Annotated in this window: 25 protein-coding genes and 3 tRNA genes; 14 read left to right on the forward strand and 14 right to left on the reverse strand. The window is 70.2% G+C overall.

Translation table 11 applies throughout. The features are described 5' to 3' along the window. Window positions 1–118: 118 nt before the first annotated feature. Together leuD and leuC are read right to left on the reverse strand one after the other, a co-directional pair. Complete coding sequence (gene leuD / locus ABTW65_RS21330; RefSeq protein WP_350663774.1) at window positions 119–724, reverse strand: 3-isopropylmalate dehydratase small subunit; 606 nt, start codon at window positions 722–724, stop codon at window positions 119–121. A 5-nt stretch (window positions 725–729) separates the two neighbouring features. Further along, window positions 730–2,142: a 3-isopropylmalate dehydratase large subunit gene (gene leuC / locus ABTW65_RS21335; RefSeq protein WP_350663776.1), complete on the reverse strand. Its 1,413-nt coding sequence runs from the start codon at window positions 2,140–2,142 to the stop codon at window positions 730–732. 143 nt (window positions 2,143–2,285) lie between these two features. On the opposite strand from leuC, the gene ABTW65_RS21340 reads away from it, so the two are divergent. After that, complete coding sequence (locus tag ABTW65_RS21340) at window positions 2,286–3,008, forward strand: IclR family transcriptional regulator (protein WP_008358359.1); 723 nt, start codon at window positions 2,286–2,288, stop codon at window positions 3,006–3,008. A gap of 98 nt (window positions 3,009–3,106) precedes the next feature. Here the strand turns inward: ABTW65_RS21340 and ABTW65_RS21345 are convergent, their stop codons facing one another. Genes ABTW65_RS21345 through ABTW65_RS21355 form a run of 3 tightly spaced genes read right to left on the reverse strand, consistent with a single transcriptional unit; the run spans window position 3,107 to window position 5,522 of the window. Then, window positions 3,107–3,556, reverse strand: a complete 450-nt coding sequence (locus tag ABTW65_RS21345; protein ID WP_350663779.1) for a hypothetical protein — start codon at window positions 3,554–3,556, stop codon at window positions 3,107–3,109. After that, a complete protein-coding gene (locus tag ABTW65_RS21350; RefSeq protein ID WP_350663781.1) occupies window positions 3,556–4,035 on the reverse strand; it encodes a methylated-DNA--[protein]-cysteine S-methyltransferase in 480 nt (159 codons plus the stop codon). Before ABTW65_RS21350 ends, ABTW65_RS21345 begins: the two co-directional genes overlap by 1 nt. Continuing rightward, entirely contained in the window at window positions 4,035–5,522 is a 1,488-nt protein-coding gene (locus ABTW65_RS21355; RefSeq protein ID WP_350663783.1) for an Ada metal-binding domain-containing protein, read from the reverse strand. Before ABTW65_RS21355 ends, ABTW65_RS21350 begins: the two co-directional genes overlap by 1 nt. 175 nt (window positions 5,523–5,697) lie before the next feature. Here ABTW65_RS21355 and ABTW65_RS21360 point away from each other — a divergent pair, with 175 nt between their 5' ends. The 6 genes from ABTW65_RS21360 (at window position 5,698) to hutI (ending at window position 13,873) form a co-directional block, all read left to right on the forward strand. After that, the gene (locus ABTW65_RS21360; RefSeq protein WP_350663785.1) at window positions 5,698–6,852 is read left to right on the forward strand and encodes an LCP family protein; all 1,155 of its coding nucleotides are present in this window, start codon (window positions 5,698–5,700) and stop codon (window positions 6,850–6,852) included. Between the two features lie 17 nt (window positions 6,853–6,869). After that, a complete protein-coding gene (gene hutH / locus ABTW65_RS21365; protein ID WP_502890647.1) occupies window positions 6,870–8,417 on the forward strand; it encodes a histidine ammonia-lyase in 1,548 nt (515 codons plus the stop codon). A gap of 8 nt (window positions 8,418–8,425) precedes the next feature. Beyond that, window positions 8,426–10,081: a urocanate hydratase gene (gene hutU, locus ABTW65_RS21370; protein ID WP_350663789.1), complete on the forward strand. Its 1,656-nt coding sequence runs from the start codon at window positions 8,426–8,428 to the stop codon at window positions 10,079–10,081. 131 nt (window positions 10,082–10,212) lie between these two features. After that, window positions 10,213–11,439 (forward strand): allantoate amidohydrolase, encoded by a 1,227-nt coding sequence (locus ABTW65_RS21375; RefSeq protein ID WP_350663791.1) that lies wholly within the window; start codon window positions 10,213–10,215, stop codon window positions 11,437–11,439. After that, window positions 11,436–12,731, forward strand: coding sequence for a formimidoylglutamate deiminase (locus tag ABTW65_RS21380; protein WP_350663794.1), 1,296 nt, complete (start codon window positions 11,436–11,438; stop codon window positions 12,729–12,731). Before ABTW65_RS21375 ends, ABTW65_RS21380 begins: the two co-directional genes overlap by 4 nt. Beyond that, on the forward strand, window positions 12,728–13,873 hold the full coding sequence (gene hutI / locus ABTW65_RS21385) for an imidazolonepropionase (RefSeq protein ID WP_350663796.1): 1,146 nt from the start codon (window positions 12,728–12,730) through the stop codon (window positions 13,871–13,873). Before ABTW65_RS21380 ends, hutI begins: the two co-directional genes overlap by 4 nt. Window position 13,874: 1 nt before the next feature. On the opposite strand, the gene ABTW65_RS21390 is transcribed toward hutI, so the two are convergent. After that, window positions 13,875–14,447: a helix-turn-helix domain-containing protein gene (locus ABTW65_RS21390; RefSeq protein ID WP_350663798.1), complete on the reverse strand. Its 573-nt coding sequence runs from the start codon at window positions 14,445–14,447 to the stop codon at window positions 13,875–13,877. A gap of 18 nt (window positions 14,448–14,465) precedes the next feature. Between ABTW65_RS21390 and ABTW65_RS21395 the strand changes: the two genes are divergently transcribed. Continuing rightward, window positions 14,466–15,005, forward strand: coding sequence for an arsinothricin resistance N-acetyltransferase ArsN1 family B (locus ABTW65_RS21395; protein WP_350663800.1), 540 nt, complete (start codon window positions 14,466–14,468; stop codon window positions 15,003–15,005). A 21-nt stretch (window positions 15,006–15,026) separates the two neighbouring features. Here the strand turns inward: ABTW65_RS21395 and ABTW65_RS21400 are convergent. The 6 genes from ABTW65_RS21400 to ABTW65_RS21425 all read right to left on the reverse strand — a co-directional run bounded on the left by ABTW65_RS21400 (window position 15,027) and on the right by ABTW65_RS21425 (window position 18,902). Continuing rightward, window positions 15,027–15,099: transfer RNA gene (locus tag ABTW65_RS21400), tRNA-Glu, on the reverse strand. A gap of 165 nt (window positions 15,100–15,264) precedes the next feature. Next, a tRNA-Glu gene (locus ABTW65_RS21405) sits at window positions 15,265–15,337 on the reverse strand. A 63-nt stretch (window positions 15,338–15,400) separates the two neighbouring features. Next, a tRNA-Gln gene (locus tag ABTW65_RS21410) sits at window positions 15,401–15,472 on the reverse strand. Window positions 15,473–15,575: 103 nt separating this feature from the next. Then, window positions 15,576–16,544: a CPBP family intramembrane glutamic endopeptidase gene (locus ABTW65_RS21415; RefSeq protein WP_350663803.1), complete on the reverse strand. Its 969-nt coding sequence runs from the start codon at window positions 16,542–16,544 to the stop codon at window positions 15,576–15,578. A gap of 19 nt (window positions 16,545–16,563) precedes the next feature. After that, a complete protein-coding gene (gene gltX / locus ABTW65_RS21420) occupies window positions 16,564–18,093 on the reverse strand; it encodes a glutamate--tRNA ligase (protein ID WP_350663805.1) in 1,530 nt (509 codons plus the stop codon). Beyond that, the gene (locus ABTW65_RS21425; RefSeq protein ID WP_350663807.1) at window positions 18,090–18,902 is read right to left on the reverse strand and encodes a fumarylacetoacetate hydrolase family protein; all 813 of its coding nucleotides are present in this window, start codon (window positions 18,900–18,902) and stop codon (window positions 18,090–18,092) included. The genes gltX and ABTW65_RS21425 overlap by 4 nt, the downstream gene beginning before the upstream one ends. 70 nt (window positions 18,903–18,972) lie before the next feature. Between ABTW65_RS21425 and ABTW65_RS21430 the strand changes: the two genes are divergently transcribed. From ABTW65_RS21430 to ABTW65_RS21440, 3 genes are all read left to right on the forward strand, one after another. Further along, entirely contained in the window at window positions 18,973–19,818 is an 846-nt protein-coding gene (locus ABTW65_RS21430; protein ID WP_350663809.1) for a 3-methyladenine DNA glycosylase, read from the forward strand. A 68-nt stretch (window positions 19,819–19,886) separates the two neighbouring features. Further along, window positions 19,887–20,975: an alpha/beta fold hydrolase gene (locus ABTW65_RS21435; RefSeq protein WP_350663811.1), complete on the forward strand. Its 1,089-nt coding sequence runs from the start codon at window positions 19,887–19,889 to the stop codon at window positions 20,973–20,975. Between the two features lie 44 nt (window positions 20,976–21,019). After that, a complete protein-coding gene (locus tag ABTW65_RS21440; protein WP_350663814.1) occupies window positions 21,020–21,628 on the forward strand; it encodes a pentapeptide repeat-containing protein in 609 nt (202 codons plus the stop codon). 4 nt (window positions 21,629–21,632) lie between these two features. On the opposite strand, the gene ABTW65_RS21445 is transcribed toward ABTW65_RS21440, so the two are convergent. Next, window positions 21,633–22,202, reverse strand: a complete 570-nt coding sequence (locus tag ABTW65_RS21445) for a TetR/AcrR family transcriptional regulator C-terminal domain-containing protein (protein WP_350663816.1) — start codon at window positions 22,200–22,202, stop codon at window positions 21,633–21,635. A gap of 111 nt (window positions 22,203–22,313) precedes the next feature. Here ABTW65_RS21445 and ABTW65_RS21450 point away from each other — a divergent pair, with 111 nt between their 5' ends. The 3 genes from ABTW65_RS21450 to ABTW65_RS21460 are packed head-to-tail and all read left to right on the forward strand — an operon-like array spanning window position 22,314 to window position 24,210. Then, the gene (locus ABTW65_RS21450; protein WP_350663818.1) at window positions 22,314–22,925 is read left to right on the forward strand and encodes a biotin transporter BioY; all 612 of its coding nucleotides are present in this window, start codon (window positions 22,314–22,316) and stop codon (window positions 22,923–22,925) included. Further along, window positions 22,922–23,611, forward strand: coding sequence for an energy-coupling factor ABC transporter ATP-binding protein (locus ABTW65_RS21455; RefSeq protein ID WP_350663820.1), 690 nt, complete (start codon window positions 22,922–22,924; stop codon window positions 23,609–23,611). Before ABTW65_RS21450 ends, ABTW65_RS21455 begins: the two co-directional genes overlap by 4 nt. Continuing rightward, the gene (locus ABTW65_RS21460) at window positions 23,608–24,210 is read left to right on the forward strand and encodes an energy-coupling factor transporter transmembrane component T family protein (RefSeq protein WP_350663822.1); all 603 of its coding nucleotides are present in this window, start codon (window positions 23,608–23,610) and stop codon (window positions 24,208–24,210) included. The genes ABTW65_RS21455 and ABTW65_RS21460 overlap by 4 nt, the downstream gene beginning before the upstream one ends. A gap of 120 nt (window positions 24,211–24,330) precedes the next feature. Here ABTW65_RS21460 and ABTW65_RS21465 read toward each other — a convergent pair whose 3' ends face one another. Then, complete coding sequence (locus ABTW65_RS21465; RefSeq protein ID WP_350663824.1) at window positions 24,331–25,740, reverse strand: amidase; 1,410 nt, start codon at window positions 25,738–25,740, stop codon at window positions 24,331–24,333.

Below are 25,740 nucleotides of genomic sequence, written 5' to 3' on the forward strand. Positions count from 1 at the left end.
GGGGGGCGCCGGGACGTGCCTCCCCGGCCCCCAACACTTGACGATTCGATCTACGTAACTGACGTCTCGGCCGACCTAGGTGACGCCTCGGCCGACGCGAGCGCCTTCTCGGCGATGCTCAGGCGTGCAGGGTGACCGGCTTGAAGGAGGGCCGGGTCGCCTCGTACGTGGCGATGTCGTCGTCGTGGGACAGCGTGATGCCGATGTCGTCGAGGCCCTCGAGGAGGCGCCAGCGGGTGTAGTCGTCGATGTCGAAGGAGTCCTCGATGACGTCGACACCCTCGCCGGCACGGACGGTGCGCGACTCCAGGTCGACGGTGATCTGGGCGCCGGGGTTGTCGTCGAGGTAGTCCCACAGCTTCTGGACGACCTTCTCGTCGACCTTCGCCGCGAGCAGGCCGGCCTTGCCGGAGTTGCCGCGGAAGATGTCGCCGAAGCGGCTCGAGATGACGACGCGGAAGCCGTAGTCCATCAGCGCCCAGACGGCGTGCTCACGCGAGGAGCCGGTGCCGAAGTCGGGGCCGGCGACGAGGACGGAGGCCCCGGCGTACGCCTCGTTGTTGAGGACGAAGGTCGGGTCGTTGCGCCAGGCGGCGAAGAGGCCGTCCTCGAAGCCGGTGCGGGTGACGCGCTTGAGGTAGACCGCCGGGATGATCTGGTCGGTGTCGACGTTGCTGCGGCGCAGCGGTACGCCGGCGCCGGTGTGCGTGGTGAACTTGTCCATGGTTCTCAGGCCTCCACGAGAGTCAGGTCGGCGGGCGAGGAGAGGGTGCCGCGTACGGCGGTGGCGGCAGCCACCTCCGGCGAGACCAGGTGGGTGCGACCGCCCTTGCCCTGGCGACCCTCGAAGTTGCGGTTGGACGTGGAGGCCGAGCGCTCGCCGGGGGCGAGGGTGTCGGGGTTCATGCCCAGGCACATCGAGCAGCCCGCGCCGCGCCACTCGGCGCCGGCGTCGAGGAAGATCTTGTGCAGACCCTCCTCCTCCGCCTGGAGGCGCACCTTGGCCGAGCCCGGGACGACCAGGAAGCGGGTGCCGTCGGCAACCTTGTGGCCCTGGATGATGTCGGCGGCCGTACGCAGGTCCTCCATGCGCCCGTTGGTGCAGGAGCCGAGGAAGACGGTGTCGATGTGCACCTCGCGCATCGGGGTGCCGGCCTCGAGACCCATGTAGGTCAGGGCCTTCTCGGCCGCGATCTTCTCGTCGGCGTCCTCGAAGTCGTCGGGGTTCGGGACGGCGGCGCCCAGCGGGACGCCCTGGCCCGGGTTGGTGCCCCAGGTGACGAACGGGGTGACCTCGGCGGCGTCGAGGACGATCTCCTTGTCGAAGACGGCGTCCTCGTCGGTGACCAGGGACTTCCAGTGCGCGACGGCCTGGTCCCAGTCGGCGCCCTTCGGGGCCTCGGGCTTGTCCTTGATGTAGGCGAAGGTCGTCTCGTCGGGGGCGATCAGGCCGGCCTTGGCGCCCCACTCGATCGACATGTTGCAGATCGTCATCCGGGCCTCCATGGAGAGTTCGCGGATGGCCTCGCCGCGATACTCCACGATGTAGCCCTGGCCACCGCCGGTGCCGGTCTTGGAGATCAGGGTGAGGATCAGGTCCTTGGCGCTGACACCGTCGGGCAGGGCGCCGTTGACCGTGACAGCCATGGTCTTCGGCTTGTCCTGCATCAGGGTCTGCGTCGCGAGCACGTGCTCGACCTCGGAGGTGCCGATGCCGAAGGCGATCGCGCCGAACGCGCCGTGCGTGGAGGTGTGCGAGTCACCGCACACGATGGTCATGCCCGGCTGGGTGAGCCCCAACTGCGGCCCGACCACGTGCACGATCCCCTGCTCGGCGTCACCGAGCGGGTGGAGACGTACGCCGAACTCCTCGGCGTTCTTCCGCAGCGTCTCGACCTGAGTCCGGCTGACCGGGTCGGCGATCGGCTTGTCCCAGTCGAGGGTCGGTACGTTGTGGTCCTCGGTGGCGATGGTGAGGTCCGGGCGGCGCACCTTGCGGTTGGACAGACGCAGGCCCTCGAAGGCCTGCGGACTCGTCACCTCGTGGATGAGGTGAAGGTCGATGTAAAGGAGATCGGGCTCTCCCGCGGTCGACCGGACGACATGCTCGTCCCACACCTTCTCCGACAAGGTCCTGCCCATGACACGTTCTCCATCTGGCATCTTTGGTCTGTAGTGGCCGGTGGCGGTTCGAGCGTTGAATCGCAATGTCAGATCCGCCACTTCCAGTCTGCTTCTCCGAGCGTAACGTTGCATCTCAGGTTCTGAGAAGTTAGTCTTGCGATATGGACAGTTCCAGCGGTGTGGGTGTGCTCGACAAGGCCGCCCTTGTGCTCACAGCTCTCGAATCCGGCCCGGCGACCCTTGCGGGTCTGGTGGCCGGGACGGGTCTCGCCCGTCCGACCGCACACCGTCTGGCGGTCGCCCTCGAGCACCACCGACTGGTCGCCCGCGACATGCAGGGCCGCTTCGTACTCGGCCCACGCCTCGCCGAGCTCTCCGCCGCCGCCGGCGAGGACCGGCTGCTGGCCACCGCCGGGCCCGTCCTCGCGCGTCTGCGCGACATCACCGGTGAGTCGGCGCAGCTGTGGCGGCGCCAGGGCGACTTCCGTGTCTGTGTTGCTGCCGCCGAGCGCCCCTCCGGTCTGCGCGACACCATCCCCGTCGGCTCGCAGCTGACGATGCGTGCCGGGTCGGCCGCTCAAATACTGATTGCGTGGGAGGACCCCGAGCGCCTCCACCGCGGCCTGCAGAACGCCGCCTTCTCCGCCGCCGCCCTCTCCGGCATCCGCCGCCGCGGCTGGGCGCAGTCGATCGGCGAGCGCGAGGCCGGCGTCGCGTCGGTGTCCGCGCCCGTCCGCTCCCCCGGCGGCAAGGTCATCGCCGCCGTCTCCGTCTCCGGCCCCCTCGAGCGCCTCACTCGCCAGCCCGGCAAGATGCACGCGCCCGCCGTCCTCGCCGCCGCCGACCGGCTCTCGGAGTCGCTGCGGCGGGCGGCTGCGGAGTAGAGCGCCGGATGCTCACCGAGGTAACTCGGTGAGCACGCGCTTCCTTCGCGGAGTTCCACGAGGGAAGCGTCACCTGACCGAGGTAACTCGGTGAGCATTCAGCCGCAGATGTCCCGCACCGCATCACGTACGGCCCTGAAGTCCTCCGCACGCGTCTGATCCTCGGACGAGGCGACGATCACGGCCACGCGGTAGTCGTCGAAGAGCCGGGGTTCGGCGTCCTCGAGGTCTCCGGTGACCAGCACGACGACTCCGGCGGCGGTGCTCTCGGCGAACCGCACCGACCAGGTCGGCTGCTGGAGCCCGCCGACGCGTTCGATCGTGTCCTTCGCCTCGTCGCTCGACACGTCCTGGTCACACCTGGCCCGGCCGTTGACCAGCAGCGCGTTCTCGGCCTCGCTCCGGCTCTCCCCGGTCGCGGGCTCTGAAGGCTCTGCGGGTTCCGCGGACTCCGCGCCGCATCCAGCAAGAGCGGCGAGGAGCGCGGCGGCCACCAGCGACGTACGCCAGAAGTGAAGAGTCGGCCGCCGCAACTGCAGTCTCGGCATCAGAAGAGGACGCCGCTCTCCAGGCCCAGCAGCGTCGTCTTGCGGTCCAGGCCACCGGCGTAGCCGGTCAGGGAGCCGTCCGCGCCGACGACGCGGTGGCACGGGATGACGATCGGGATCGGGTTCCGGCCGTTGGCGAGCCCGACGGCGCGGGCGCCGTGGCCGGTCAGCGACAGCCGGCCGGCGATCTGGCCGTAGGAGGCGGTCGTGCCGTACTCGATCTGCTGCAGCTGCTCCCAGACACGCGTCTGGAACGCGGTGCCCAAGGGTGCCAGCGGGAGGTCGAAGCTCGTCCGGTCACCCTTGAAGTACTCAGCGAGCTGCCGGGCACACTCCAGCAACAGCGGATCCGAGTCGGACCGATCCCCGAGCACCCGGCCCTTGGCATAGTCGGCCGGCATGAAGTCGATCGCGGTGATCGCGCCATCGTGCGCGACCAGCCGGAGCTCGCCGACGGGCGAGTCGATGAGAGTCCACATCACAGTTTCTCCAAGGCAGTCAGTGAGGTCCACAGGTAGAGCAGGGCGTACGAGCGCCACGGCCGCCATGCGGCGACATCCGCCGCGGGCGCACCGAGCACTTCCAGCGCTCGTTTGATGCCGACATCGGTCGGCAGGAAGACATCGGGATGGCCGAGAGCACGCAGCGCGACGTAGTCGGCGGTCCAGGGACCGACCCCGGGCAGCCCGATCAGCTGCTCGTGCACGACGTCGCGGTCGGTGCCGCGGTCCAGCTGGAGCTCGCCTGAGGCGAGCGCCGCGGCCAGACCGGTGACCGCACGCCCACGCGAGCGCGGCATCGGCATGCCGGCCGGGTCGGCGGCGGCCAACGAGTCCGCGGACGGGAACAGATGGGTGAGGCCGTCGATGTCGGTCGCGATCGGGCGGCCGTGCTCGGCGACGATCCCCGCCAGTACGGTGCGTGCACCGGCCACCGAGACCTGCTGCCCCACGATCGTACGCAGCGCCAGCTCGCCCCCGTCGACGGTGCCGGGCACCCGCAGCCCCGGCAGCGCCCGGGCCAGCGGACCGATCACCTCGTCGTCGACGAAGACGTCGCCGACCGCACGCGGGTCGCAGTCGGCGTCGACCAGCCGGCGGGCGCGCTCGACGGCGGCGGTGGTGTCGCGTAGGTCGGCGAGCTTGAAGGTCGCGTGGACGAAACCGGTCTCGCCCTCGGGGATGTCGGCGAGCTCGAGACGCAGCGTGCCCGGCCCGTTGGGCAGGTCGAGCGTCCGGGCGAACCACCGCCGCCCGCCATCGACCCCGGCGACCTCGACACCCGGCACCAGGTGGTCGCGCAGGAAGGAGTGCAGCGCACGACCGGCGAACGGGGTGCGGACAGCGAGGCGTAGCGCGATCGTCCCGTCGGCCCGGCGCCGCGACCCGCGGCGTCCGCGGAGCTCGGTCGGCGAGGCCGCATAGACCTCGCGAACGGTGTCGTTGAACTGACGTACGCTCGAGAAGCCGGCCGCGAAGGCGATGTCCGCGAAGCCGAGCTCGGTGGTCTCGACCAGCGTCCGGGCGGTCTGCGCGCGACGCGCTCTGGCCAGCGCCAACGGACCGGCGCCGAGCTCGGTGGTCAGCAGCCGGGTCAGGTGGCGCGGCGAGTAGCCGACCCGGCGAGCCAGTCCCTCGACGCCTTCCCGGTCGACGACGCCGTCGGCGATCAGCCGCATCGCACGCCCGGCCAGGGTCGCGGCCACGTCCCACTCCGGGCTGCCCGGGGTGGCATCGGGGCGGCAGCGCTTGCAGGCCCGATAGCCGGCCGCCTGAGCCGCCGCTGCGGTGCGGTGGAAGGAGACGTTGACCAGCGCCGGGGTGCGGGCCGGGCACGAGGGCCGGCAGTAGATCCCGGTCGAGGCCACCGCCGTGTAGAAGATGCCGTCGAAGCGCCGGTCGCGCGATCGAACAGCGCGGTAGCACGATTCGAAGTCGAGTCCTGTCACGCTTGTCGTCCCATCCATGTCCACCATGTTGCCGCGTTCGGAAAGAAATTACGCGCGGTTTTCGGACAGTGCCTTCCTCATGGTTTCACAATGCCGTTACCTGAAGCAGCAACCTCTCGGCTCACTGGCGCGTACAACCTGTGTGGGCTGCACACGCAGTCGGTCTGCTCAGGCGGACCAGCGAGGGAGGGTGATGAGGACCGAAACGAGGTCGGGGACACGTACGGTCGTGCTCACCGTCGTGGTCACGATGCTGTTCCTGGCGGTCGGCACAGGGATCGGCACTTGGGCGTTCTACGGCCATCTCAACCGCAACCTCGGCTCCGGTGGCGACATCCACCACCTGGTCGACGAGCCGAAGAGCGAGGACGAAGGGCCCAAGCAGCCGCTCAACATCTTGATCCTGGGCACCGACGGACGTGACTGCAAAGGCTGCTCGATCGACGGCGAGGGTGGCTCCGGCGGCTCCGACAGCACGATCCTGCTGCACGTCTCCGCCGACCGGACCTCGGCCTACGGCGTCTCGATCCCCCGCGACGCGCTCGTCGACCGACCGGAGTGCACCGCCCCGGACGGCACCACGATCCCCGAGGCGAGCGGCGTGATGTGGAACGAGGCCTACTCCCTGGGCGGCCCGATCTGCACCGCCCGCCAGACCGAGCTGCTCACCGGAATCCCGATCGACCACTACCTCGCGCTCGACTTCGCCGGGTTCCGCGGGATGGTCGACGCCGTCGGCGGCGTCACGATCTGCATCCCGGAGGCGATCGACGACGAGGAGCACAACATCTTCCTGCCCGCCGGCACCCACAACCTGCGCGGCAAGCAGGCCCTCGACTACGTACGCAACCGCTCCTCCACCCCCAACGCCGACCTGGGCCGGATGCGGCGTCAGCAGTACTTCCTCACCGCCCTCGCCACCAAGGTCCTCTCCGCCGGCACCCTGACCCGCCCGCGCCGGCTGGCCGCGTTCGCGACCGAGCTCTCCAAGAGCATCACCACCGACATCGGCTCCGTCGCGGGGCTGGCCGACCTGGCCGGCGAGATGCGCAAACTGGATCCGTCGAGCATCGAGTTCGAGACCGTGCCCAACCGTGCTTTCCCCTCCGGCGACCCCAACTGGGGCCGTCTCGAGATCCTCCCGGAGTCCGACCAGCTGTGGGACCGGATGCTCGAGGACCGTCCGCTCCACGACTCGACAGCCTCCGCCACCCCTTCGCCGACGACCTCTGCCACACCGGCGAATCCCGAGGTCAGCGCCTCACCGGAGGAGGTCCCGGCAGACTCCGTGAGCCCCGAGCAGCAGGAGAAGGATGCCGCCGACAACGGCCTGTGCTCACCCGCCTGAATGTGATGTGATCCACTCTGGTCATGACCTACACCACGGTTCCCGTCGGGGTCGGTGCCCTCACCTTCGATCAGGTAGTCGCCGTCGCCCGTCACAACGCTCCCATCACCCTCACCGACGAGTCGCTGACCGCGATGGCCACGAGCCGCGAGCTCATCGAGTCGCTGGCTCATGACACCCGGCCCCACTACGGCATCTCGACCGGTTTCGGCGCCCTGGCCAACACCTCGATCCCGCCCGAGCACCGCGCCCAGCTGCAGGCCTCGCTGGTCCGTTCGCACGCGGCCTCCTCGGGTGCCGAGATCGAGAAGGAGGTCGTACGCGGCCTCATGCTGCTGCGTCTCTCGACCCTCGCCACGGGGCGGACCGGCGTGCGCCCCGAGGTCGCCCAGACCTACGCCGCGCTCCTGAACGCCCAGGTCACCCCGGTGATCGGCGAGTACGGCTCGCTCGGCTGCTCCGGCGACCTGGCTCCGCTGGCGCACTGTGCGCTCGCGGCGATGGGCGAAGGAGACGTACGCAACGCCGACGGCGACCTCGTCTCCGGCGCCGACGCGCTGGCAGCCGCCGGGATCACCCCGGTGCAGCTGCGCGAGAAGGAGGGGCTGGCGCTGATCAACGGCACCGACGGGATGCTGGCGATGCTCGTCCTGGCGCTCGCCGACCTCGACGACCTGGTGGCCACCGCCGACATCGCCGGAGCGCTCAGCATCGAGGGGCTCCAGGGCACCGACAGCGTCTTCGCCGAGGACCTCCAGGCCCTGCGCCCGCACGCCGGCCAGGCGACCTCGGCGGCCAACATCCGCGCCGTCCTTGCAGGCAGCGGCATCGTCGCCGACCACCGCGGCACCGGGTTCACCCGGGTGCAGGACGCCTACTCGCTGCGCTGCGCGCCTCAGGTCCACGGCGCGGTGCGCGACACCATGGCCCACGCCGCCCGGGTGGCCGAGACCGAGCTCGCCAGCGCGGTCGACAACCCGGTGGTCACGCTCGACGGCCGGGTCGAGTCCAACGGCAACTTCCACGGCGCGCCGATCGGCTACGTACTCGACTTCCTGGCGATCGCCACCGCCGACCTCGCCTCGATCTCCGAGCGCCGCACCGACCGCTTCCTCGACAAGTCCCGCAACCACGGGCTGCCGCCGTTCCTGGCTCACGACCCCGGGGTCGACTCCGGTCACATGATCGCGCAGTACACGCAGGCCGGGATCGTCTCCGACCTCAAGCGCCTCGCCGTCCCGGCGTCGGTCGACTCCATCCCCACCTCCGCGATGCAGGAGGACCACGTCTCGATGGGCTGGAACGCCGCCCGCAAGCTCCGTCGCGCGATCTCCGGGGCGCAGCAGGTCGTCGCCATCGAGATCCTCACCGCCGCCCGCGCGATCGACATGCGCGCACCCGAGCGTCCCGGCCCGGTGGGCGCCGCGCTGGTCGAGGAGATCCGCAATCTGGTCCCCGCCCCCGGCCCGGACCGCTTCCTGTCTCCGGACATCAAGTCGGTCGTCGGCCTCGTCGCCGACGGCACCCTTCTTTCGCGTGCGCGCTCGCTCGCTTCAGTGATGTGATGAGCGACATGAGCGAACCACGCACTGTCCGCGCACCACACGGCCCCGAGATCACCGCCAAGAACTGGCAGACCGAGGCCGCCAAGCGCATGCTGATGAACAACCTCGACCCGGAGGTGGCCGAGCGTCCCGACGACCTGGTCGTCTACGGCGGCACCGGCCGCGCCGCGCGCTCCTGGGAGGCGTACGACGCCATCGTCCGCACCCTCGACGAGCTCGAGGCCGACGAGACCCTGCTGGTGCAGTCCGGCAAGCCGGTCGGCGTCTTCCGCACCCACGAGTGGGCGCCCCGGGTCCTGATCGCCAACTCCAACCTCGTCGGCGACTGGGCGACGTGGCCCGAGTTCCGTCGGCTGGAGTCGCTCGGCCTGACCATGTACGGCCAGATGACCGCCGGCTCATGGATCTACATCGGCACCCAGGGCATCCTGCAGGGCACCTACGAGTGCTTCGCCGCCATCGCCCGCAAGCGGTTCGGTGGCACTCTGGCTGGCACCGTGACGCTGACCGGCGGCGCCGGCGGCATGGGTGGCGCCCAGCCGCTCGCGGTCACCCTCAACGAGGGCGTCGTGATCGTCGTCGACGTCGACGCGGCCCGCCTCCAGCGCCGTGTCGACCACGGCTACATGGACACCGTCGCGTCGTCGCTCGACGACGCGCTCGCCCAGGCCGAGGAGGCCAAGAAGTCGCGTACGCCGCGCTCCATCGGCCTCGTCGGCAACTGTGCCGCGGTCTTCCCGGAGATCCTGGCGCGCGAGGTCGAGATCGACATCGTCACCGACCAGACCTCGGCCCACGACCCGCTCTCCTACCTCCCGCTGGAATACACGGTCGAGGAGTGGGCCACGCGGGCCGCGGAGGACCCAGACGACTTCACCGAGAAGGCGCAGGCCTCGATGGCCAGGCACGTCGAGGCGATGGTCGGCTTCATGGCTCGTGATGCCGAGGTGTTCGACTACGGCAACTCGCTGCGCGAGGGCGCCCGTCTGGGCGGCTTCGCGAACGCGTTCGCCTTCCCCGGCTTCGTCCCCGCCTACATCCGACCGCTCTTCGAGGAGGGCCTCGGCCCGTTCCGCTGGGCGGCGCTCTCGGGTGACCCCGAGGACATCGCCAAGACCGACCGAGCAATCGTCGACCTCTTCCCCGAGAACGAGGGCCTCAAGCGCTGGATCACCCAGGCGGGCGAGAAGGTGCACTTCGAGGGCCTGCCGGCGCGGATCTGCTGGCTGGGCTACAAGGAGCGCCACCTCGCCGGGCTGAAGTTCAACGAGATGGTCGCCTCCGGGGAGCTCTCCGCGCCGGTCGTCATCGGTCGCGACCACCTCGACTCCGGCTCCGTAGCCTCGCCCTACCGCGAGACCGAGGCGATGAAAGACGGGTCCGACGCGATCGCCGACTGGCCGCTGCTCAACGCGCTGCTCAACACCGCCTCCGGCGCGAGCTGGGTGAGCATCCACCACGGCGGCGGCGTCGGCATCGGCCGCTCCATCCACGCCGGCCAGGTCTGCGTCGCCGACGGCACCCCGCTCGCCGCGGAGAAGATCGAGCGGGTGCTCACCAACGACCCCGGCACCGGCGTCATGCGCCACGTCGACGCCGGCTACGAGCACGCGCGCGATGTCGCTCGCGAGCGGGGACTCAACGTCCCGATGCTCGACGCCTGACAACGGAGCGATTGTGTTGGTCTCGACACGACCAGCGGTGACCCCGCTGGTCGAGCCGCCGGAGCCGCTAGGCGGAGGCGTGTCGAGACCAACACGGTTCCTCTTCTGAACGACCTGAACCAAGGACCTGAATGACACTCGACGTCGTCACCCTGCTCAACGAGATCGCCGGGATCGGCCGCGATCCCGTACGCGGCGGCTACTCCCGGCATGTCTACGAGCCCGCCGAGCTGGAGCTGCGGGAGTGGTTCCGGCGTACGTCCGCTGGGCTCGGCCTCGAGGTCGAGACCGACCGCAACGGCAACATCTGGGCTCACTGGGGCCCGAGCGGGGACGGGGCGATCGCGATCGGCTCCCACCTCGACTCGGTGCCGGGCGGGGGCGCCTACGACGGTCCGCTCGGCGTCGCCTCCTCCCTGGCCGCGATCTCGGCGCTGATGGAGGAGGGCTTCGTGCCTGCTCGGCCGGTGACGATCGCCGCGTTCGGCGAGGAGGAGGGCTCGCGGTTCGGTATCGCGTGCCTGGGCTCGAAGCTGATGACCGGTGCGCTTCCCGGCGCGACGGTGGCCGCGCTCACCGACGACGCCGGGGTGACGTACGCCGAGGCCTGCCGTGCCGACGGCATCGACCCGGCCGGGCTGGGCCGCGACGACGAGCGGCTGGCGAGCCTGGCGGCGTTCGTCGAGCTCCACGTGGAGCAGGGCATCGGGCTCGCCGATCTGGACGCACCGGTCGCGGTGGCCTCCTCGATCCTGGCCCATGGCCGCTGGAAGCTGGTCTTCTCCGGTGAGGGCAACCACGCCGGCGCGACCCGGATGCGCGACCGGCGCGACCCGGTCGCCGCGATGGCCGCCGCGGTCCTGGCCGCCCAGCGCATCGCGTCGGCCCACGACGGGGCCGACTCCGCCCGGGCCACGATCGGCCGCCTCACGCCCATCCCCGGCGGCACCAACGTCATCGCCTCCCGGGTGGATGCCTGGCTCGATGTACGCGGCGACACCGACCCGCAGACCCGAGCCCTCCTCGAGGAGATCCTGACGGCCTCGCACGCGGCCGCCGAGGAGCACGGCTGCACCCTGGAAGTGACCGAGGAGTCGTACGTCTCGGCGGTCCATTTCGATCCTGACCTGCAACAACGCCTGGTCGGCGCGCTGGGCGGAGTACCGGTGCTCGCCACCGGCGCCGGACACGACGCCGGCATCTTGGCCGCCGAGATCCCCACCGCGATGCTCTTCACCCGCAACCCCACCGGCGTCTCCCACTCCCCGCACGAGACCGCCACCGACGAGGACTGCCGCGCCGGGGCGAGGGCGCTGACCGAGGCCGTCCGGCTGCTGGCGAGCGAGCCCCGCGGATGACCCGGATCCATGCCGAGCGGGCGCTGGTCGAGGACCGCGAGCTGACCAACGTCGTGATCGAGGTCGCCGAGGGCCGGATCACCGCGATCACCTCAGGCGAGTGCCCGGAGTCCGCCGACCTCCGCCTCGGCACCGTGCTCGCCGGCTCCGGCAACGCCCACTCCCACGCGTTCCACCGCGCGCTGCGCGGCCGTACGCACGACCAGGGAGGTGACTTCTGGCGCTGGCGCGAGCAGATGTACGCCGTCGCCGACCGCCTCACCCCCGACTCCTACGAGCGCCTGGCCGAGGCCGTCTTCGCCGAGATGCTGGTGACCGGCTGGACCACCGTCGCCGAGTTCCACTACGTCCACCACCGTCCCGACGGGACGCCCTACGAGGACCCCAACGCGTTCGGCACCGCTCTCACCAGGGCCGCGAGCGCCGTCGGCATCCGGCTGACCCTCCTCGACACCCTCTACCTGTCCAGCGCCCCGGGCAAGCCGCTCCTCCCCGAGCAGAGCCGCTTCGGAGACGGCACCGCCGAGGCCTGGCTCGAGCGTTGGCAGCGGCTCCATCGGACGCACGCCGTCGGCGCGGCCATCCACTCGATCCGCGCCGTCTCCCCCGACGACATCGCGCTCGTCGCCGAGCGGCTGCCCGCCGAGGTGCCCCTCCACGTCCACGTCTCCGAGCAGCCCGCGGAGAACGAGCAGTCGCTCGCGGCGTACGGACGGACGCCCGTCCAGGTCCTCGCCGACGCCGGTGCCCTCTCGCCGCGCACCTGGCTGGTCCACGCCACGCATCTGACCGATGCCGACATCGCCCTCATCGCGGACAGCGGCGCCGGGGTGGTGATGTGCCCAACCACCGAGGCCGACCTCGGCGACGGCATCGGACCCGCCCGCGACCTGGCCGACGCAGGCGTACGCATCGCGCTCGGCTCCGACCAGAACGCCGTCATCGACCCCTGGCTCGAGGTGCGCGGCCTGGAGGCCGGCGAACGGCTCCGCAGCCGGCAGCGCGGACGCTTCTCCCCCGCCGATCTCGAGTCCGCCCGCACGAGCGCCGGCTACGCCGCCTCCGGCCTCCCGGGCGGCCTCCGGACCGGAGCCTGCGCCGATCTGGTGGAGCTCGAACCCGATTCCGTACGCACCGCCGGAGCCGCCCTCGACCAGCTCGCCCTGGTGGCGACCGCCAGCGACGTACGTCGCGTCGTGGTCGGCGGGCGCGTGGTGGCCGAGGACGGTCGCCTGGCCGACGGTCGCGACCCGGCCGCCATGTTCACGCAAGCGCTGAAGGAGCTCGGATGAGCCATTTGCTGACCAACATCGGCGAGTTGACCACGCACACCGAGGAGCACGGCACCCTCCATGACGCCGCCATGGTGATCGAGGACGGCCGCATCGCCTGGATCGGCCCAGCCGACCAGGCCCCGGCCGCCGACACTCGGGACGACCTCGGCGGTCGCGCGGTGCTCCCGGGCTGGGTCGACTCCCACACCCACCTGGTCTCGATGGGCGACCGCGCCGAGGAGTTCATCGACCGGATGGCCGGCCGGCCCTACGAGGCCGGCGGGATCATGCGTACCGTCGAAGCCACCCGAGCCGCCACCGACGACGACCTCCGCGCCCGGGCCCGATGGCTGCGCGAGGAGGCCTACCGCGGCGGCACCACGACGATCGAGGCCAAGACCGGCTACGGCCTCGACGTCGAGACCGAGCAGCGGCTGGCGCGGATCAGCGCCGAGCATGCCGAGGTGGTCACCTACCTCGGCGCTCACGTCGTCCCCGCGGGCGTCGACCGTCGCGCCTACATCGATCTGGTGACCGGCCCGATGCTGGCGGCCGTCGCGCCCTACGCGACCTACATCGACGTCTTCTGCGAGCAGGGCGCCTTCGACGTCGAGGAGTCCCGCGAGATTCTCGAAGCCGGCCGAGCCGCGGGCCTCGGCGTCAAACTCCACGGCAACCAGCTCGGCGAGTCCGGCGGCGTACGGCTGGCTGTCGAGATGGGCGCGACGAGCGTCGACCATTGCAACCACCTGAGCTCGACGGACGTCGACGCGCTCGCCGGGTCGGACACCGTCGCCACCCTCCTTCCGGCCTGCGACCTCTCCACCCGCGAGCCCTTTCCCCCGGCGCGCGAGCTGGTCGACGCCGGCGCCACGATTGCGATCGCCTCCAACTGCAACCCCGGCTCGTCGTTCACGACCTCGATGGGGTTCTGCGTGGCCACCGCCGTCCTCCAACAGCGCCTGACATTCGAGGAGGCGCTCTGGGCAGCGACGGTCGGCGGCGCCACCGCGCTCGGCCTCGATCACTCGGCCGGGCGGATCAGCGAAGGCGGCAGCGCCGATCTGCAGGCGCTCGATGCCCCCTCCGCCAAGCATCTGGCCTACCGCCCCGGGGTTCCCCTCACCCACAGGGTCTGGAGCAGGGGCAACCCGGTTTGACTCACCCGCGCCGCTTGCCGATCACGACCAGGTAGTGGCAGGGCTCGTCGGTCGGGTTGACGAAGACGCAGTCGGCAGGCGGCCCCAGCTGCAGGCAGTCACCCGCGTCGAGCTCGTGGACGAGGTCCCCCTCGATGAACCGCAGGTGTCCCGAGAGCACCCAGATCTGCTGCTCCTTGAAGTGGTATGCCGAGGCGGGCGAGGCCACCGACGCACCGGCCGGAAACTCCACCTCGACCAGCTCCAGGATCCCGCGCGCGGGCGGGGATACGGCGCGGCGTACGTAACCGGTCTCGGGGTCCGTCCACTCGGTCTGCTCCGAGCGCCGGGCCACGCGGACAGCGTCCCCCTCGGCCCGCGCGATCAGCTCCGACAGGGTCAGCTCCAGCGCCCCGGAGAGCCGGGTGAGCAGGACCGCGGTCGGCTGCGCCTCTCCCCGCTCGATCTTCGAGATCATCGCCCTGGACACCCCGGACGCGTCAGCAAGGCCCGCGACGGTCATCCCGAGTGACTCCCGCGCCGACCTGATGTTGGACGCCAGGGCTTCACCAAACTTGTCACTATCGTCAGCCACGTGACTACTATAGGAGACATGCCTCCCTCCTGGACCATCCGCCACGCAACGCCTGCGGATGCTGCCGCCTGCGCGGCCATCTACGAGCCGTACGTCCGCGACACCGTCATCTCCTTCGAGACCGAGGCGCCAACGGTCGAGGAGATGGCGCGCCGCATCGAGTCGTCCCTGGCCGAGCACGCCTGGCTCGTCCTCGAGACCGAGGGCGAGGCCGGCCCGGAGGTGCTCGGCTATGCGTACGCCACCCAGCACCGCACCCGCGCCGCCTACCGCTGGGCCTGCGACGTGTCGATCTACCTCGACCGGGACCGGCGCGGCAACGGCGCCGGCAAGGCCCTGTACGCAGCCCTGTTCCCATACCTGAAGGAGCGCGGCTTCCACCGCGCGCTCGCCGGCATCGCCATCCCGAACGACGCCAGCCTCGGGATCCATCGTTCCTTCGGCTTCACCGAGGTGGGGACGTACAGAAGGATCGGCTGGAAGTTCGACGCCTGGCACGACGTCACCTGGATGCAGCTCGACTTGGACCCGGAGAACCAAGAAGCCCCGAGTCAGTGACTCGGGGCTTCCCGTGCGTTGTACCCCCGACCGGATTTGAACCGGCGTTACCGCCGTGAGAGGGCGACGTCCTAGGCCGCTAGACGACGGGGGCTTGCACCTCCTGCGATGACCTTTCGGCCTCGCGGGCAGGAGAAACATTACCGGATGACCTGGCGATCCCCCACATCGGGACCCCCTCCGACAGCGGCCCCATTCGCACCTGCAGCGGAAATAGCGAAGAGCCCCGAGTCAGTGACTCGGGGCTCTCCCTGCGTTGTACCCCCGACCGGATTTGAACCGGCGTTACCGCCGTGAGAGGGCGACGTCCTAGGCCGCTAGACGACGGGGGCTTGCAGCGGGTGAAACCTTAGCGAACCGCTTTGGTGACTCCCAAATCCTCCGGAGAGGATCCGCTGGGCTACTAGGACTCGAACCTAGAATAACTGGACCAGAACCAGTCGTGTTGCCAATTACACCATAGCCCATCGTCTTGGTCGACTTAGCCTCAGAGGCCGCCAACAAGAGCGATCTGGCCCTCGGGATTTCTCCCTCGAACCGAGAGGAAACATTACCGGCGAGGCCCCCAGGCTACGAAATCGGCACGCCCGCTGGGCCAGATCCCGGGCTCCTCGTCGTGGTCGAGAGGCCCGCGGATCGCGCAGCCCAGACGGTCAGCGCCAGGAAGACGCCCGACTGGACCAGGGTGACCGGGATCCGCCACCACGACCCCTCGGTGGTGTTGAGCACCGTCGAGATGTCGCCGAAGGCCACGGCCATGCCGAGGCTGACGAAGTTGTTGAGGACATGCATTGCGATGCCCGCCTCGATACCGCCGGTGGCGATGACGCAGATGCCGGCGACGATGCCGAAGGCGAAGCGGTCCAGGAACAGCGGCAGGTCCTGGGACCCGTGGGCGAAGGCGAACAGCAGCGCGGTGATCGTCACCGAGACCGTACGCGCGCCCAGCATCCCGCCGAAGAGCGAACCGAAGGTCTGGAAGATGTAGCCGCGGAAGAGGTACTCCTCCCCCGCCGCCTGCAGCGGGGTGAGCAGCACGATGACGAGCACGAAGTCGCGCATCGTGCTGGTGTAGGGGTTGAGCGTGCTGGGGCCGAGGTCGTCGCCGGGGATCGGCAGCCGGGAGGCGATGATGACGGTGACCACCATCGTGATCGCCGCGATCCCGAGGCACTGCAGCAGCCACGGCCAGCGGATCCGCCGCTCGACCGAGGCCAGCCACCCGGGCCGCAGCCCGTGCAGCGCCCAGCACAGCAGCATCGCCGCCGGGATCGCCCCGGCCAGCGAGAGCAACAGGAACGCCAGCGACTCCGGGGTGACGTTCTCCACGTCGGAGACGTTGGCCATCCCGGTGGCAACGTTGTCTCCGGTGAGCAGGAAGAAGAGCTCGAACCCGGCCAGCACCACCGCCGGCGAGACGAAGAAGACACACAGTCCGATCAGGATGAGTCCGATCAGGGGTCGCCCCCAGCCACTGCGCCCACTGCGCTGCACCTGGTAGTACGCCAATCCCGAGGGCGGCTCCATGACCGTGCTCATCCTGCCCGTCCTGCCACGTTCAGCTCCTCCCGAGAACCGCCTTCAGGCGCCCCAGCGTACGCTCCCGACCGAGCAGCTCCATGGATTCGAACAGTGGCGGGCTGATCCGCTTGCCGGTCACCGCGACCCGGACCGGGCCGTACGCCTTGCGCGGCTTGAGCCCGAGACCGTCGATCAGGGCCGCGGTCAGCGCGTCCTGGATCTCGGCCGTCGACCAGGTGTGGAGCCCCGCAAGGGCGTCGCGCGAGGCCCGGACGACACCCAGGCCTTCCTCGTCGAGCAGCTTGGCGGCGTCCTCCTCGTCGAGCGCGAAGTCGGTCTCCGCGACGAAGAGGAACCGCAGCATGTCGGAGGCCTCGCCGAGCTTGTTGATCCGCTCGGCGACCAGCGGCATCGCGGCCTCGAGCATCTGCGCGTCGGCATCGTTGACCGGGTCGCTGATGATCCCGTCGGCCTTGAGGAAGGGAATCACCCGGTGGGTGATGTCCTCGACCGGCAGCAGCCGCATGTGGGAGGCGTTGATCGCCTCCGCCTTCTTGACGTCGAAGCGGGCGGGGTTCTTGACCACGTCGTGGATCTCGAAGGCCTCGACCATCTCCTCCATGGTGAAGATGTCGCGGTCGGCCGCGATCGCCCAGCCCAGCAGCGCCACGTAGTTGAGCAGCCCCTCGGGCAGGAACCCCTCCTCGCGGTACTTCAGCGCGTGCGCCTCCGGGTCGCGCTTGGAGAGCTTCTTGTTGCCCTGGCCCATGACGTAGGGCAGGTGACCGAACTCCGGAGCACGATCGGCCAGGCCGACCTCGACGAACGCGTCGAAGAGCGCGATCTGGCGCGGCGTACTGCTCAGCAGGTCCTCACCGCGGAAGACGTGGGTGATGTTCATGGTGGCGTCGTCGACCGGCGCCGTGAGCGTGTAGAGCGGGTCGCCGTTGGCACGCGCGAGCGCGTAGTCGGGGACATGCTTGGTCTCGAAGGTCACCTCGCCGCGGACGAGGTCGTTGAAGGTGATCGAGCCGTCGGGCATGCGGAAGCGCGGGACCGAGGAGCGGCCCTCCGCCTCGTACGCCTTGATCTGGTCCTCGCTCAGGTCGCGGCAGTGGTTGTCGTAGCCCTGGGCCGGGGCCTCGCCCTTGATCCCCTCGGCCTTGGCGGCCTTGTAGGCGGCCAGGCGCTCCTCGTAGCGGGCGGTGGTCTCCTCGCCGGTGCAGTAGCACTCATAGACGTGGGAGGAGGCGCGCAGCCGGCCGAGCGCGTCGGCGTAGATCTCCGAGCGCTCCGACTGGCGGTAGGGGCCATAGGGGCCGCCGACCTCGACGCCCTCGTCCCAGTCGAGGCCGAGCCAGCGCATCAGGTCGATGAGCCCGTCGTAGGACTCCTGGGTGTTGCGCGCCTTGTCGGTGTCCTCGATGCGGAAGACGAAGGTGCCGCCGTGGTGGCGGGCGAAGGCCCAGTTGAACAGGGCGGTACGGACCAGGCCGACGTGGGGCGAGCCGGTCGGCGAGGGCGCCATCCGGACTCGGTAGTCCTTCGGCTCGAGTTTGTTGTTCAACGCTGTGCCACCTTGTTGGTCAGAGCTCCGAGCCCCTCGACGAAGATCTCGATCTCGTCGCCGGGCTCCATGGGGCCGACACCCTCGGGGGTGCCGGTGAGGATCACATCGCCCGGCAGCAGCGTCATGACGCTGCTGATGTGGGCGATCAGCTTCGGGATGTCGTGGACGAGGTCCTTCGTGGAACCGTCCTGGACGACGTCCCCGTTGAGGAAGGTCTGGATGCGTACGCCGGCAGCGAGCTGCTCCGGCTCGACGTCGGTCTCGATCCAGGGACCGAGCGGGCAGAAGGTGTCGTAGCCCTTCGCCTGCGAGAAGTGGTTGAGCCGCCGCTGCACGTCACGCGCGGTGACGTCGTTGGCGACCGTCATCCCGTAGATGACGTCCTTCACCTTCTCCACCGGGACGTCGCGGCAGATCCGGCCGATCACGATCGCGAGCTCGCCCTCGAAGTGGAGGTCCTCGACGTTGCTCGGTCGCTGGATCGCGTCACCGGGGCCGCAGACCGCGGTGTTGGGCTTGATGAAGAAGAGCGGCTCCTGCGGGACCTCGTTGCCGAGCTCGGCCGCGTGCTTGGCGTAGTTGCGGGCGACCGCGACCACCTTGCTGCGCGGGATCACCGGCGCGAGCAGCTTGACGTCTTCGAACTTGTGGACCTGGTCGGTGATGTTGACACCCGAGAACAGCGGGTCGCCCTGGAGCGCGACGACGGTCGCGTCCTCGCTGAGCTGGCCGTAGCCGTCGAGGTCCCCCATGACGACGCCGAACTGGGGCTCGCCACCCTTGGTCGTGAATCTGGCGATGCGCACGTGCTGAGCCTATCCGGACCCGTCGCCACGATTCACTTCACTATGCGCCGCCTTCGTAGGCTTGTACGTCGTGGAGGTGCTGTCGCGTTCGGAGTGGACCGCTCGCGCGGCCGCTCACCGCTCGCGCCTAGCGCCCTATGTCGAGCCGCATCTCGCCCGCCGCGGCGCCCGGGTCAAGCACCCGGTCAACGACTTCCTCTTCACCTACTACTCCTACCGGCCAGCCCAGCTGCTGCGCTGGCACCCGGGGTTCGGGGTTCGACTGTCGGACGCTGCGGAGTACTCCTCGTTGCGCGGCTACACCTCCGGAACCGTCTCCTCCGAGTTCCTCGCCGACAAGCGCCTGCTCGTCGAGACCCTCCTGAAGCTGCTGCGGGCCACCGCCTCCCGAGAGGCCAACTTCGGCTGCTTCGGCCTCCACGAATGGGCGATGGTCTACCGGCTGACCCCGGAACAGGTACGCCACGCCGACTGGCCACTGCGCCTCGGAACCACCGGCACCGACCGCGTGGTCGAGTCCCACCGCATCGCGTGCAGCCACTTCGACGCGTACCGCTTCTTCACCCCGCCCGCAGCGCCGCTCAACACCCTCTCGCCGCGATCCGACGACCGCGTGGCCTTCGAACAGCCGGGCTGCCTGCACGGCAACATGGACCTCTACAAGCACGCCTTCCGACTCTCGCCGCTGGTCTCCTCCGACCTGGTCGCCGACTGCTTCGAGCTCGCCTGGGACATCCGCACAATGGACATGAAGGCCGCTCCCTACGATCTGGCCGAGCTCGACCTCGACCCGATCCGCATCGAGACCGCCGCCGGAAAGCAGGAGTACGCCGCCGCCCAACGCGCCTTCGCCGAGCGGGCCGCCCCGCTTCGCGAGCGGCTCATCAGCGAGTGCGAGCGGCTCCTCGAGGCGTAACGGACGTCACACGCGGTGCGGGGCTGCTCCCGCCGTGACCTCGAAGGACGGGTTACGTTAAGCCCACAATGGCCATCCTCCCCCACCCCCGAAAAGCTGCCGCCTCGATCGCCACCACGGTCGGCGCCGCCGCGGGGAACGTCGCGCACTCGCTGCTCTACGGCGGGCTCGCCGACATTCGGCCGATGCCGCGTACGTTGATCGACGACGGCAACCGACGCGAGCTCTACCACTACCGGCCCGTGGCGGGGACGACTCCGGAGGGCGACCCGGTGCTGCTGGTGACGCCGCTGGCTGCGCCGGCGATCTGCTACGACCTGCGGCGCGGCTGCTCGGTCGTCGAGCACCTGGTGGAGACCAACCGGCCGACCTATCTGGTCGAGTACGGCGAGGTGAACTTCGCCGACCGCAGCCTCGGCATCGAGCACTGGATCGCGCACGTCGTGCCGGAGGCGATCCGGTCGGTCTCCGAGCACGCGGGCGGGCGGCCGGTGCACGTGGTCGGCTGGTCGTTGGGCGGGATCTTTACGATGCTCGCCGCCGCCGACGCCCCCGACCTCCCGATCGCCTCGCTGGCGGTGCTCGGTTCGCCCTGCGACGTACGTCAGGTGCCGTTGATCGCGCCGCTGCGGCCGCTGCTCAACCTGCCGCCGGGCAACCTGGTCACCACGGCCTACCAGGCCTTCGGTGGTGCTCCGAAGCCGCTGGTCAGGTGGGCTTTTCAGATCTCCTCGGTCGACAAGATGTTCACCAAGCCGGTCGCGAAGCTGTCCAACCTGGCCGACCGTGAGTTCCTCGCCCAGCTCGAGGCGGTCGACCGGTTCACCGACAACATCATCGCCTACCCGGGGCGTACGTTCGGGCAGCTCTACCACCACTTCTTCCGCACCAACGCGCTGTTCAGCGGGCAGATCGACATCAGCGACGATCACTCCGTCTACCTGCGCGACGTCAAGCAGCCCACGCTCGTTGTCGCCGGCGCCAACGACGGCATCGGTCCCGTCGCCTCGGTCCGGCCGTTGGTCGATCTGCTCACCGGCGCCGAGGAGCTCCGCTTCGAGATCGTCCCCGGCGGCCATCTCGGCCTGCTCACCGGCCGCGCCGCCCGGGACAGCACCTGGCCCCTCCTCGACGAGTGGTTCACCCAGCACGACTGAGCCGGACCGTCGCAGTGTCGGTGGCTGGTGGCAGGGTGTGCGCCATGTCGAACCCACCCGCCGAGGCGACCGACGAGCACTTCCGCAACGAGGACTGGTACGCCGCCGACCTCACCGGGGCTCGGTTCGTCGACTGTGTCTTCACCGATGTCGACCTGACCGAGGCGACGACGTCGGCGGCGATCTTCGAGAACTGCACGTTCCACGGCGGCCGGTTCAACGCCTCGACCCATGTCGGCTCGGCGTTCGTCGGCTGTGACTTCCGGCGTACGAACTTCTTCGACTCGACGTTCGAGGGCTGCAAGCTCAGCGGGAGCGAGTTCTCGGGGTGCACCCTGCGGCCGCTGAAGGTGACCGGCGGCATCTGGCGCGGTGTCTCGCTGCGCGGCGCGAACCTCGCCCGGCTCGACCTGTCCGGGCTGGATCTACGCGATGCCGACCTCTCGCTGGCCGACCTCACCGACGTGGTGCTGCGAGACACTCAGCTCGACGGAGCGACGCTCCAGGAGACGACGCTGCACGGTGCCGATCTCCGCGGCGCCGGCCTCGACCGCGTCGACCTCACCGCCGCGTCGCTGCGCGGCACGAAGCTGGACCTCGCGGGCGCCGTGATGCTCGCTGAGCAGCACGGTGCGGAGGTCGACGCAGTCTGACCCCTCAGCGGTCGGCTGAGGCCTCTCGGACGGCCTTGGCCATCGAGATGCCGGCGGCGATCAGGCCGAGGCCGGTGACGAAGTCGTCGGTGTCGCGTACGTCGTCTTCGATGGCGCCCGCGGCAGCGGCCTGGAGATGGGTCTGCTCGTCGACGGCGTGGCCGTAGACGAAGTGGAGCAGGGTGCGGGCGGCGACGGGGGCGAGATCGCCAAGGCCGCCGTCGTTCAGCGCCGCGACGAGGTCGTCGTGGGGCTGGGTCGCGCCCAGCCCGAAGGCCCAGACCGTGGCGACGACCTCGGCGCCATCGCGGTAGGCCAGCAGCGAGTCGCGCAGATCGGTGCAGATGCCGGTGACACGTACGTCCCAGGCTCCCGACGGCTCGTGCCGCCCACGGAGCAGGATCTCGTCGGCCACCGCGGCCAGCAGGGACTGCTTGTTGGCGAAGTGGTGGTAGAGCGCGCTGGGGCGTACGCCGAGCTCGGTGCCGAGGCGGCGCATCGTCAGATCGGCGAGACCGTAGTCGTCGAGGACCTCCAGCGCGCGGGCGACGACGTCCTCACGGCGGTATCGCATGTTGCTCCCAGGGGCCGGGTAGTGGGACGAAGTGGACGAAGACGTACGTCGACCTTAACCTGAACACCGTTCACCTGACCAAGGTTCAGGTCTGAGTACGCAGGAGCGAGTATGACCGAGTCCCCCACGAGCGCGACGTCGACCCCGGAGGCCGACGAGTCGAAGCCCGCCCGTTTCACGACCACCGACATCGCGCTGATCGCGGCGTTCACCGGGCTGATCTGCGCCTCCACCCTGGTCGGCGACATCCCGACCGGCACCGCCGTGCCGATCACCCTGCAGACCTTCGCGGTCGCGCTCTCGGGGGCGCTGCTCGGTCCCGTACGCGGGTTCCTGGCCGTCGCCCTCTACCTGCTGCTGGGCGGCATCGGGCTGCCGGTCTACGCCGACCACACCTCCGGCTTCGCGAAGTTCGCCGGGATCTCCGGCGGCTACCTGATCTCGTTCCCGCTGATGGCGGCGCTGGTCGGCTTCCTGGTCAAGTACGTCGCCGGGCCCGCCCGCACTCGGGCCGTCGTCGTGTTCCTGTGCTCGATCGCCGGCTCGATCCTGATCGTCCACCCCCTCGGCATCGCGGGGATGATGATCTACTCCGGCGAGCCGCTGAGCACCGTGTGGAAGTGGGACCTGCCGTTCTGGTTCGGCGACCTGGTCAAGACCGGGCTCGTGGCGATCGTCGCTGCCGAGGTGCACCGAGCCTTCCCGAACCTGCTGCGCCGATGATCGAGCTCGACGCCGCCGCGGTCGCTCTCCCCGAGGACGAGGGCGGCCGGGTGCTGCTCTCCCCCACCTCGCTGACGCTCACCGAGCGCCGGGTCGCGATCATCGGCGGCAACGGCTCCGGGAAGTCGACGCTCGCCCGGCTGCTGAACGGCCTGGTGTCCCCGACCTCGGGCCGCGTCCTGGTCGACGGCCTCGACGTCGCCCGCAAGGGCAAGGAGGTACGCCGCCGCGTCGGCTTCTGCTTCACCGACCCGGCCGCGCAGCTGGTCATGCCGACCTGCGTCGAAGACGTCGAGCTGTCGCTTCGGCGACTGGTGCGCTCGCCGTCGTCGCGGCGGACTCGGGCTCTCGAGGTTCTGGGGCGGTTCGGGCTGGAGGGGCTGGCCACGCAGTCGGTCCACACGTTGTCGGGTGGGCAGCGGCAGCTGCTCGCCCTGGCCGGGGTGCTCGCCGCTGAGCCGTCGATCGTCGTCGCCGACGAACCGACCACGTTGCTCGACCTGGCCAACACCCGCCTGGTCGCCGACGCGCTCTTCAGGCTCACACAGCAGCTCGTCCTGGTCACCCACGACCTCGACCTCGCCGCGCGGTGCGACCGCGCGCTGGTCGTTGCGGACGGGGCGGTCACCTTCGACGGACCGGCCCCAGAGGCCGTCGCTCACTACACCCAGTCGGTCAGCGCGTGAGCTATCTCCTCGGCGCCTACCTGCCCGGCGACAGCCTCCTGCATCGCGCCCCCGCCGGCGCGAAGCTGCTCGGGCTGCTGGTGTTCAGCACCCTGCTCGTGGTGCTCCACGGGCTGGTCGCCACCGGTGTGCTCTTTGCGATCGCGGTGGCGGTCACGCTCATCGCCCGACTGCCGATGCGGCAGGTGGGGCGGGCGGCCCGCGGCGTACTCCTCATCGCGCTCGTCCTCTCCGCCCTCCAGGGCTACGCCCACGGATGGCCGCGGGCGGTCGAGGCCGGCGTCGACCTGCTCTCCCTCGCGCTCGGCGGCCTCATCCTCACCGCCACCACCGAGGTCAACGCGATGCTCGACCTGTTCACCCGGCTCATCACCCCGCTGAAGCCGATCGGCGTCAACCCGGACGGGGTCGCGCTCGTGATCGGCCTGGCCATCACCAGCATCCCGGCGAGCATCGCCCTGCTCCTCGAGACCCGCGACGCGGCTCGCGCTCGCGGGATCCGGCACCCGAGGGCGTACCTCTCCCCCTTCGTCATCCGCGTCGTCGCCCGCGCCCACGAGACCGGCGACGCCCTCAAGGCCCGCGGCCTCGGCGACTGACCCAGCCGAAGCGTCACCCCGGTCGGCCGAGAAGTCACCGCCGTCGGCCGAGTTGGCATGCGAGTGCCAACTCGGCCGACCCAAGCGACGCCTCGGCCGACGCGGGTGACGCCTCGGCGATCACCAGCCGGGCGGGAGGCGGTGATCCCAGAGGGCGGCGTCTTCGATCTGAGCAGAGAGGGAGAGCAGGAGGGGCTCCTCGGCGGGGCGGGCGGCGAGCATGACGCCGACCGGGAGACCGGAGGGGGTCCAGTGGAGGGGCAGCGAGATGGCGGGCATGCCGGTGACGTTCCAGGCGGAGGTCCACGGAGTGAACTCCTTCTGTGCCTGGAAGTCGGCGGCGGGGTCGGCGTCGTCACGGATCGCGCCGACCAGAGGCGGCGGGGTGGCCAGGGTCGGGGTGAGGACGGCGTCGTAGGGCGCCAGCGCCTCGAGTGCCATGGCGGCGTACCGGCGCAGCTCGGCGATCGCCAGCCCGAACTCCGGACCGCTGAACGCCTCTCCCCGCTCGGTGAGCCAGCGGGTCAGGGGCCGGATCTGGGATCGCTGGTCGGGGGTGAGGTTCACGACCGCCATTGCGGTCCCGACGGCCCAGACCGTCTCGAAGACCGCGACCGCCTCGACCGGCAGCGGCCGCGGGATGTCGACGATCTCGTGGCCCAGCGACTCCAGCAGCGACGAGGCGTTCTCCCAGGCGGCGACGCACTCGGGGTCGACCGAGGCGGCCGGGGCGATCAGCGGCTCGATTAACCGGGCGATGCGCAGCCGTCCCGGCGGCCGCTCGCATGCATCCAGGAACGGAAGCGGCTCCTCAGGAGCCCAGAAGGGATCACCCGTACGCCGCCCCGCGAGCACGTCGAGAAAGGCCGCCGCGTCCCGCACAGACCGCGCGATCGGACCAGCGGTGGCGAGCCCCGCCGCGTCGCCGTACATCGGCGACGGAGAGATCCGCCCGCGGGTCGGCTTCAGCCCGACCAGCCCGCAGCACGAGGCCGGGATCCGGATCGAGCCGCCGCCGTCAGAGCCCTGCGCGACCGGCACCAGGCCGGCGGCGACCGCCGCGGCGGCGCCTCCGGAGGAGCCGCCGGCGATCCGCGTACGGTCCCAGGGGGTGACGGCGGGCGGCGCCACGTCGGGCTCGGTGTAGCAGGGCGAGCCGAACTCGGGGGTGTTGGTCTTCCCGAGCGAGATCATCCCGGCCGCCTCGATCGACAGCGTGACGTTGTCGGAGATGTCGGGTACGAAGTCGGCGAAGGCCGCCGACCCGAAGGTCGTACGCACGCCGCGGGTGAGGTTGAGGTCCTTGATCGCGGTCGGCACGCCCCACAGCGGCGAGGCACCGACCGGTTTGACCGCGAGCTCCCGAGCGCAGGTCGAGATCCGCTCCTCGGCCACGGTGACGAAGGCGCCGACGTCGTCGAGCCTCGCGATCCTGTCGAGGTAGTGCTCGGCGAGCTCTCCCGGGGAGACCTCGCATCGATGGAGCAGCTCTCCCTGTTCCAGGGCGGTCAGATCATGAAGCTCGGCCAC

The sequence above is a fragment of the Nocardioides sp. NPDC127503 genome, from assembly GCF_040302165.1.
Lineage (GTDB): Bacteria > Actinomycetota > Actinomycetes > Propionibacteriales > Nocardioidaceae > Nocardioides.

Excerpts from the sequence above, each read along its gene's own strand:
- leuD (WP_350663774.1), bottom strand. The coding sequence starts at position 724 with ATGGACAAGTTCACCACGCACACCGGCGCCGGCGTACCGCTGCGCCGC.
- leuC (WP_350663776.1), bottom strand. The coding sequence starts at position 2,142 with ATGGGCAGGACCTTGTCGGAGAAGGTGTGGGACGAGCATGTCGTCCGG.
- ABTW65_RS21340 (WP_008358359.1), top strand. The coding sequence starts at position 2,286 with ATGGACAGTTCCAGCGGTGTGGGTGTGCTCGACAAGGCCGCCCTTGTG.
- ABTW65_RS21345 (WP_350663779.1), bottom strand. The coding sequence starts at position 3,556 with ATGCCGAGACTGCAGTTGCGGCGGCCGACTCTTCACTTCTGGCGTACG.
- ABTW65_RS21350 (WP_350663781.1), bottom strand. The coding sequence starts at position 4,035 with ATGTGGACTCTCATCGACTCGCCCGTCGGCGAGCTCCGGCTGGTCGCG.
- ABTW65_RS21355 (WP_350663783.1), bottom strand. The coding sequence starts at position 5,522 with ATGGATGGGACGACAAGCGTGACAGGACTCGACTTCGAATCGTGCTAC.
- ABTW65_RS21360 (WP_350663785.1), top strand. The coding sequence starts at position 5,698 with ATGAGGACCGAAACGAGGTCGGGGACACGTACGGTCGTGCTCACCGTC.
- hutU (WP_350663789.1), top strand. The coding sequence starts at position 8,426 with ATGAGCGAACCACGCACTGTCCGCGCACCACACGGCCCCGAGATCACC.
- ABTW65_RS21375 (WP_350663791.1), top strand. The coding sequence starts at position 10,213 with ATGACACTCGACGTCGTCACCCTGCTCAACGAGATCGCCGGGATCGGC.
- ABTW65_RS21380 (WP_350663794.1), top strand. The coding sequence starts at position 11,436 with ATGACCCGGATCCATGCCGAGCGGGCGCTGGTCGAGGACCGCGAGCTG.
- hutI (WP_350663796.1), top strand. The coding sequence starts at position 12,728 with ATGAGCCATTTGCTGACCAACATCGGCGAGTTGACCACGCACACCGAG.
- ABTW65_RS21395 (WP_350663800.1), top strand. The coding sequence starts at position 14,466 with ATGCCTCCCTCCTGGACCATCCGCCACGCAACGCCTGCGGATGCTGCC.
- ABTW65_RS21415 (WP_350663803.1), bottom strand. The coding sequence starts at position 16,544 with ATGAGCACGGTCATGGAGCCGCCCTCGGGATTGGCGTACTACCAGGTG.
- ABTW65_RS21435 (WP_350663811.1), top strand. The coding sequence starts at position 19,887 with ATGGCCATCCTCCCCCACCCCCGAAAAGCTGCCGCCTCGATCGCCACC.
- ABTW65_RS21440 (WP_350663814.1), top strand. The coding sequence starts at position 21,020 with ATGTCGAACCCACCCGCCGAGGCGACCGACGAGCACTTCCGCAACGAG.
- ABTW65_RS21445 (WP_350663816.1), bottom strand. The coding sequence starts at position 22,202 with ATGCGATACCGCCGTGAGGACGTCGTCGCCCGCGCGCTGGAGGTCCTC.
- ABTW65_RS21450 (WP_350663818.1), top strand. The coding sequence starts at position 22,314 with ATGACCGAGTCCCCCACGAGCGCGACGTCGACCCCGGAGGCCGACGAG.
- ABTW65_RS21455 (WP_350663820.1), top strand. The coding sequence starts at position 22,922 with ATGATCGAGCTCGACGCCGCCGCGGTCGCTCTCCCCGAGGACGAGGGC.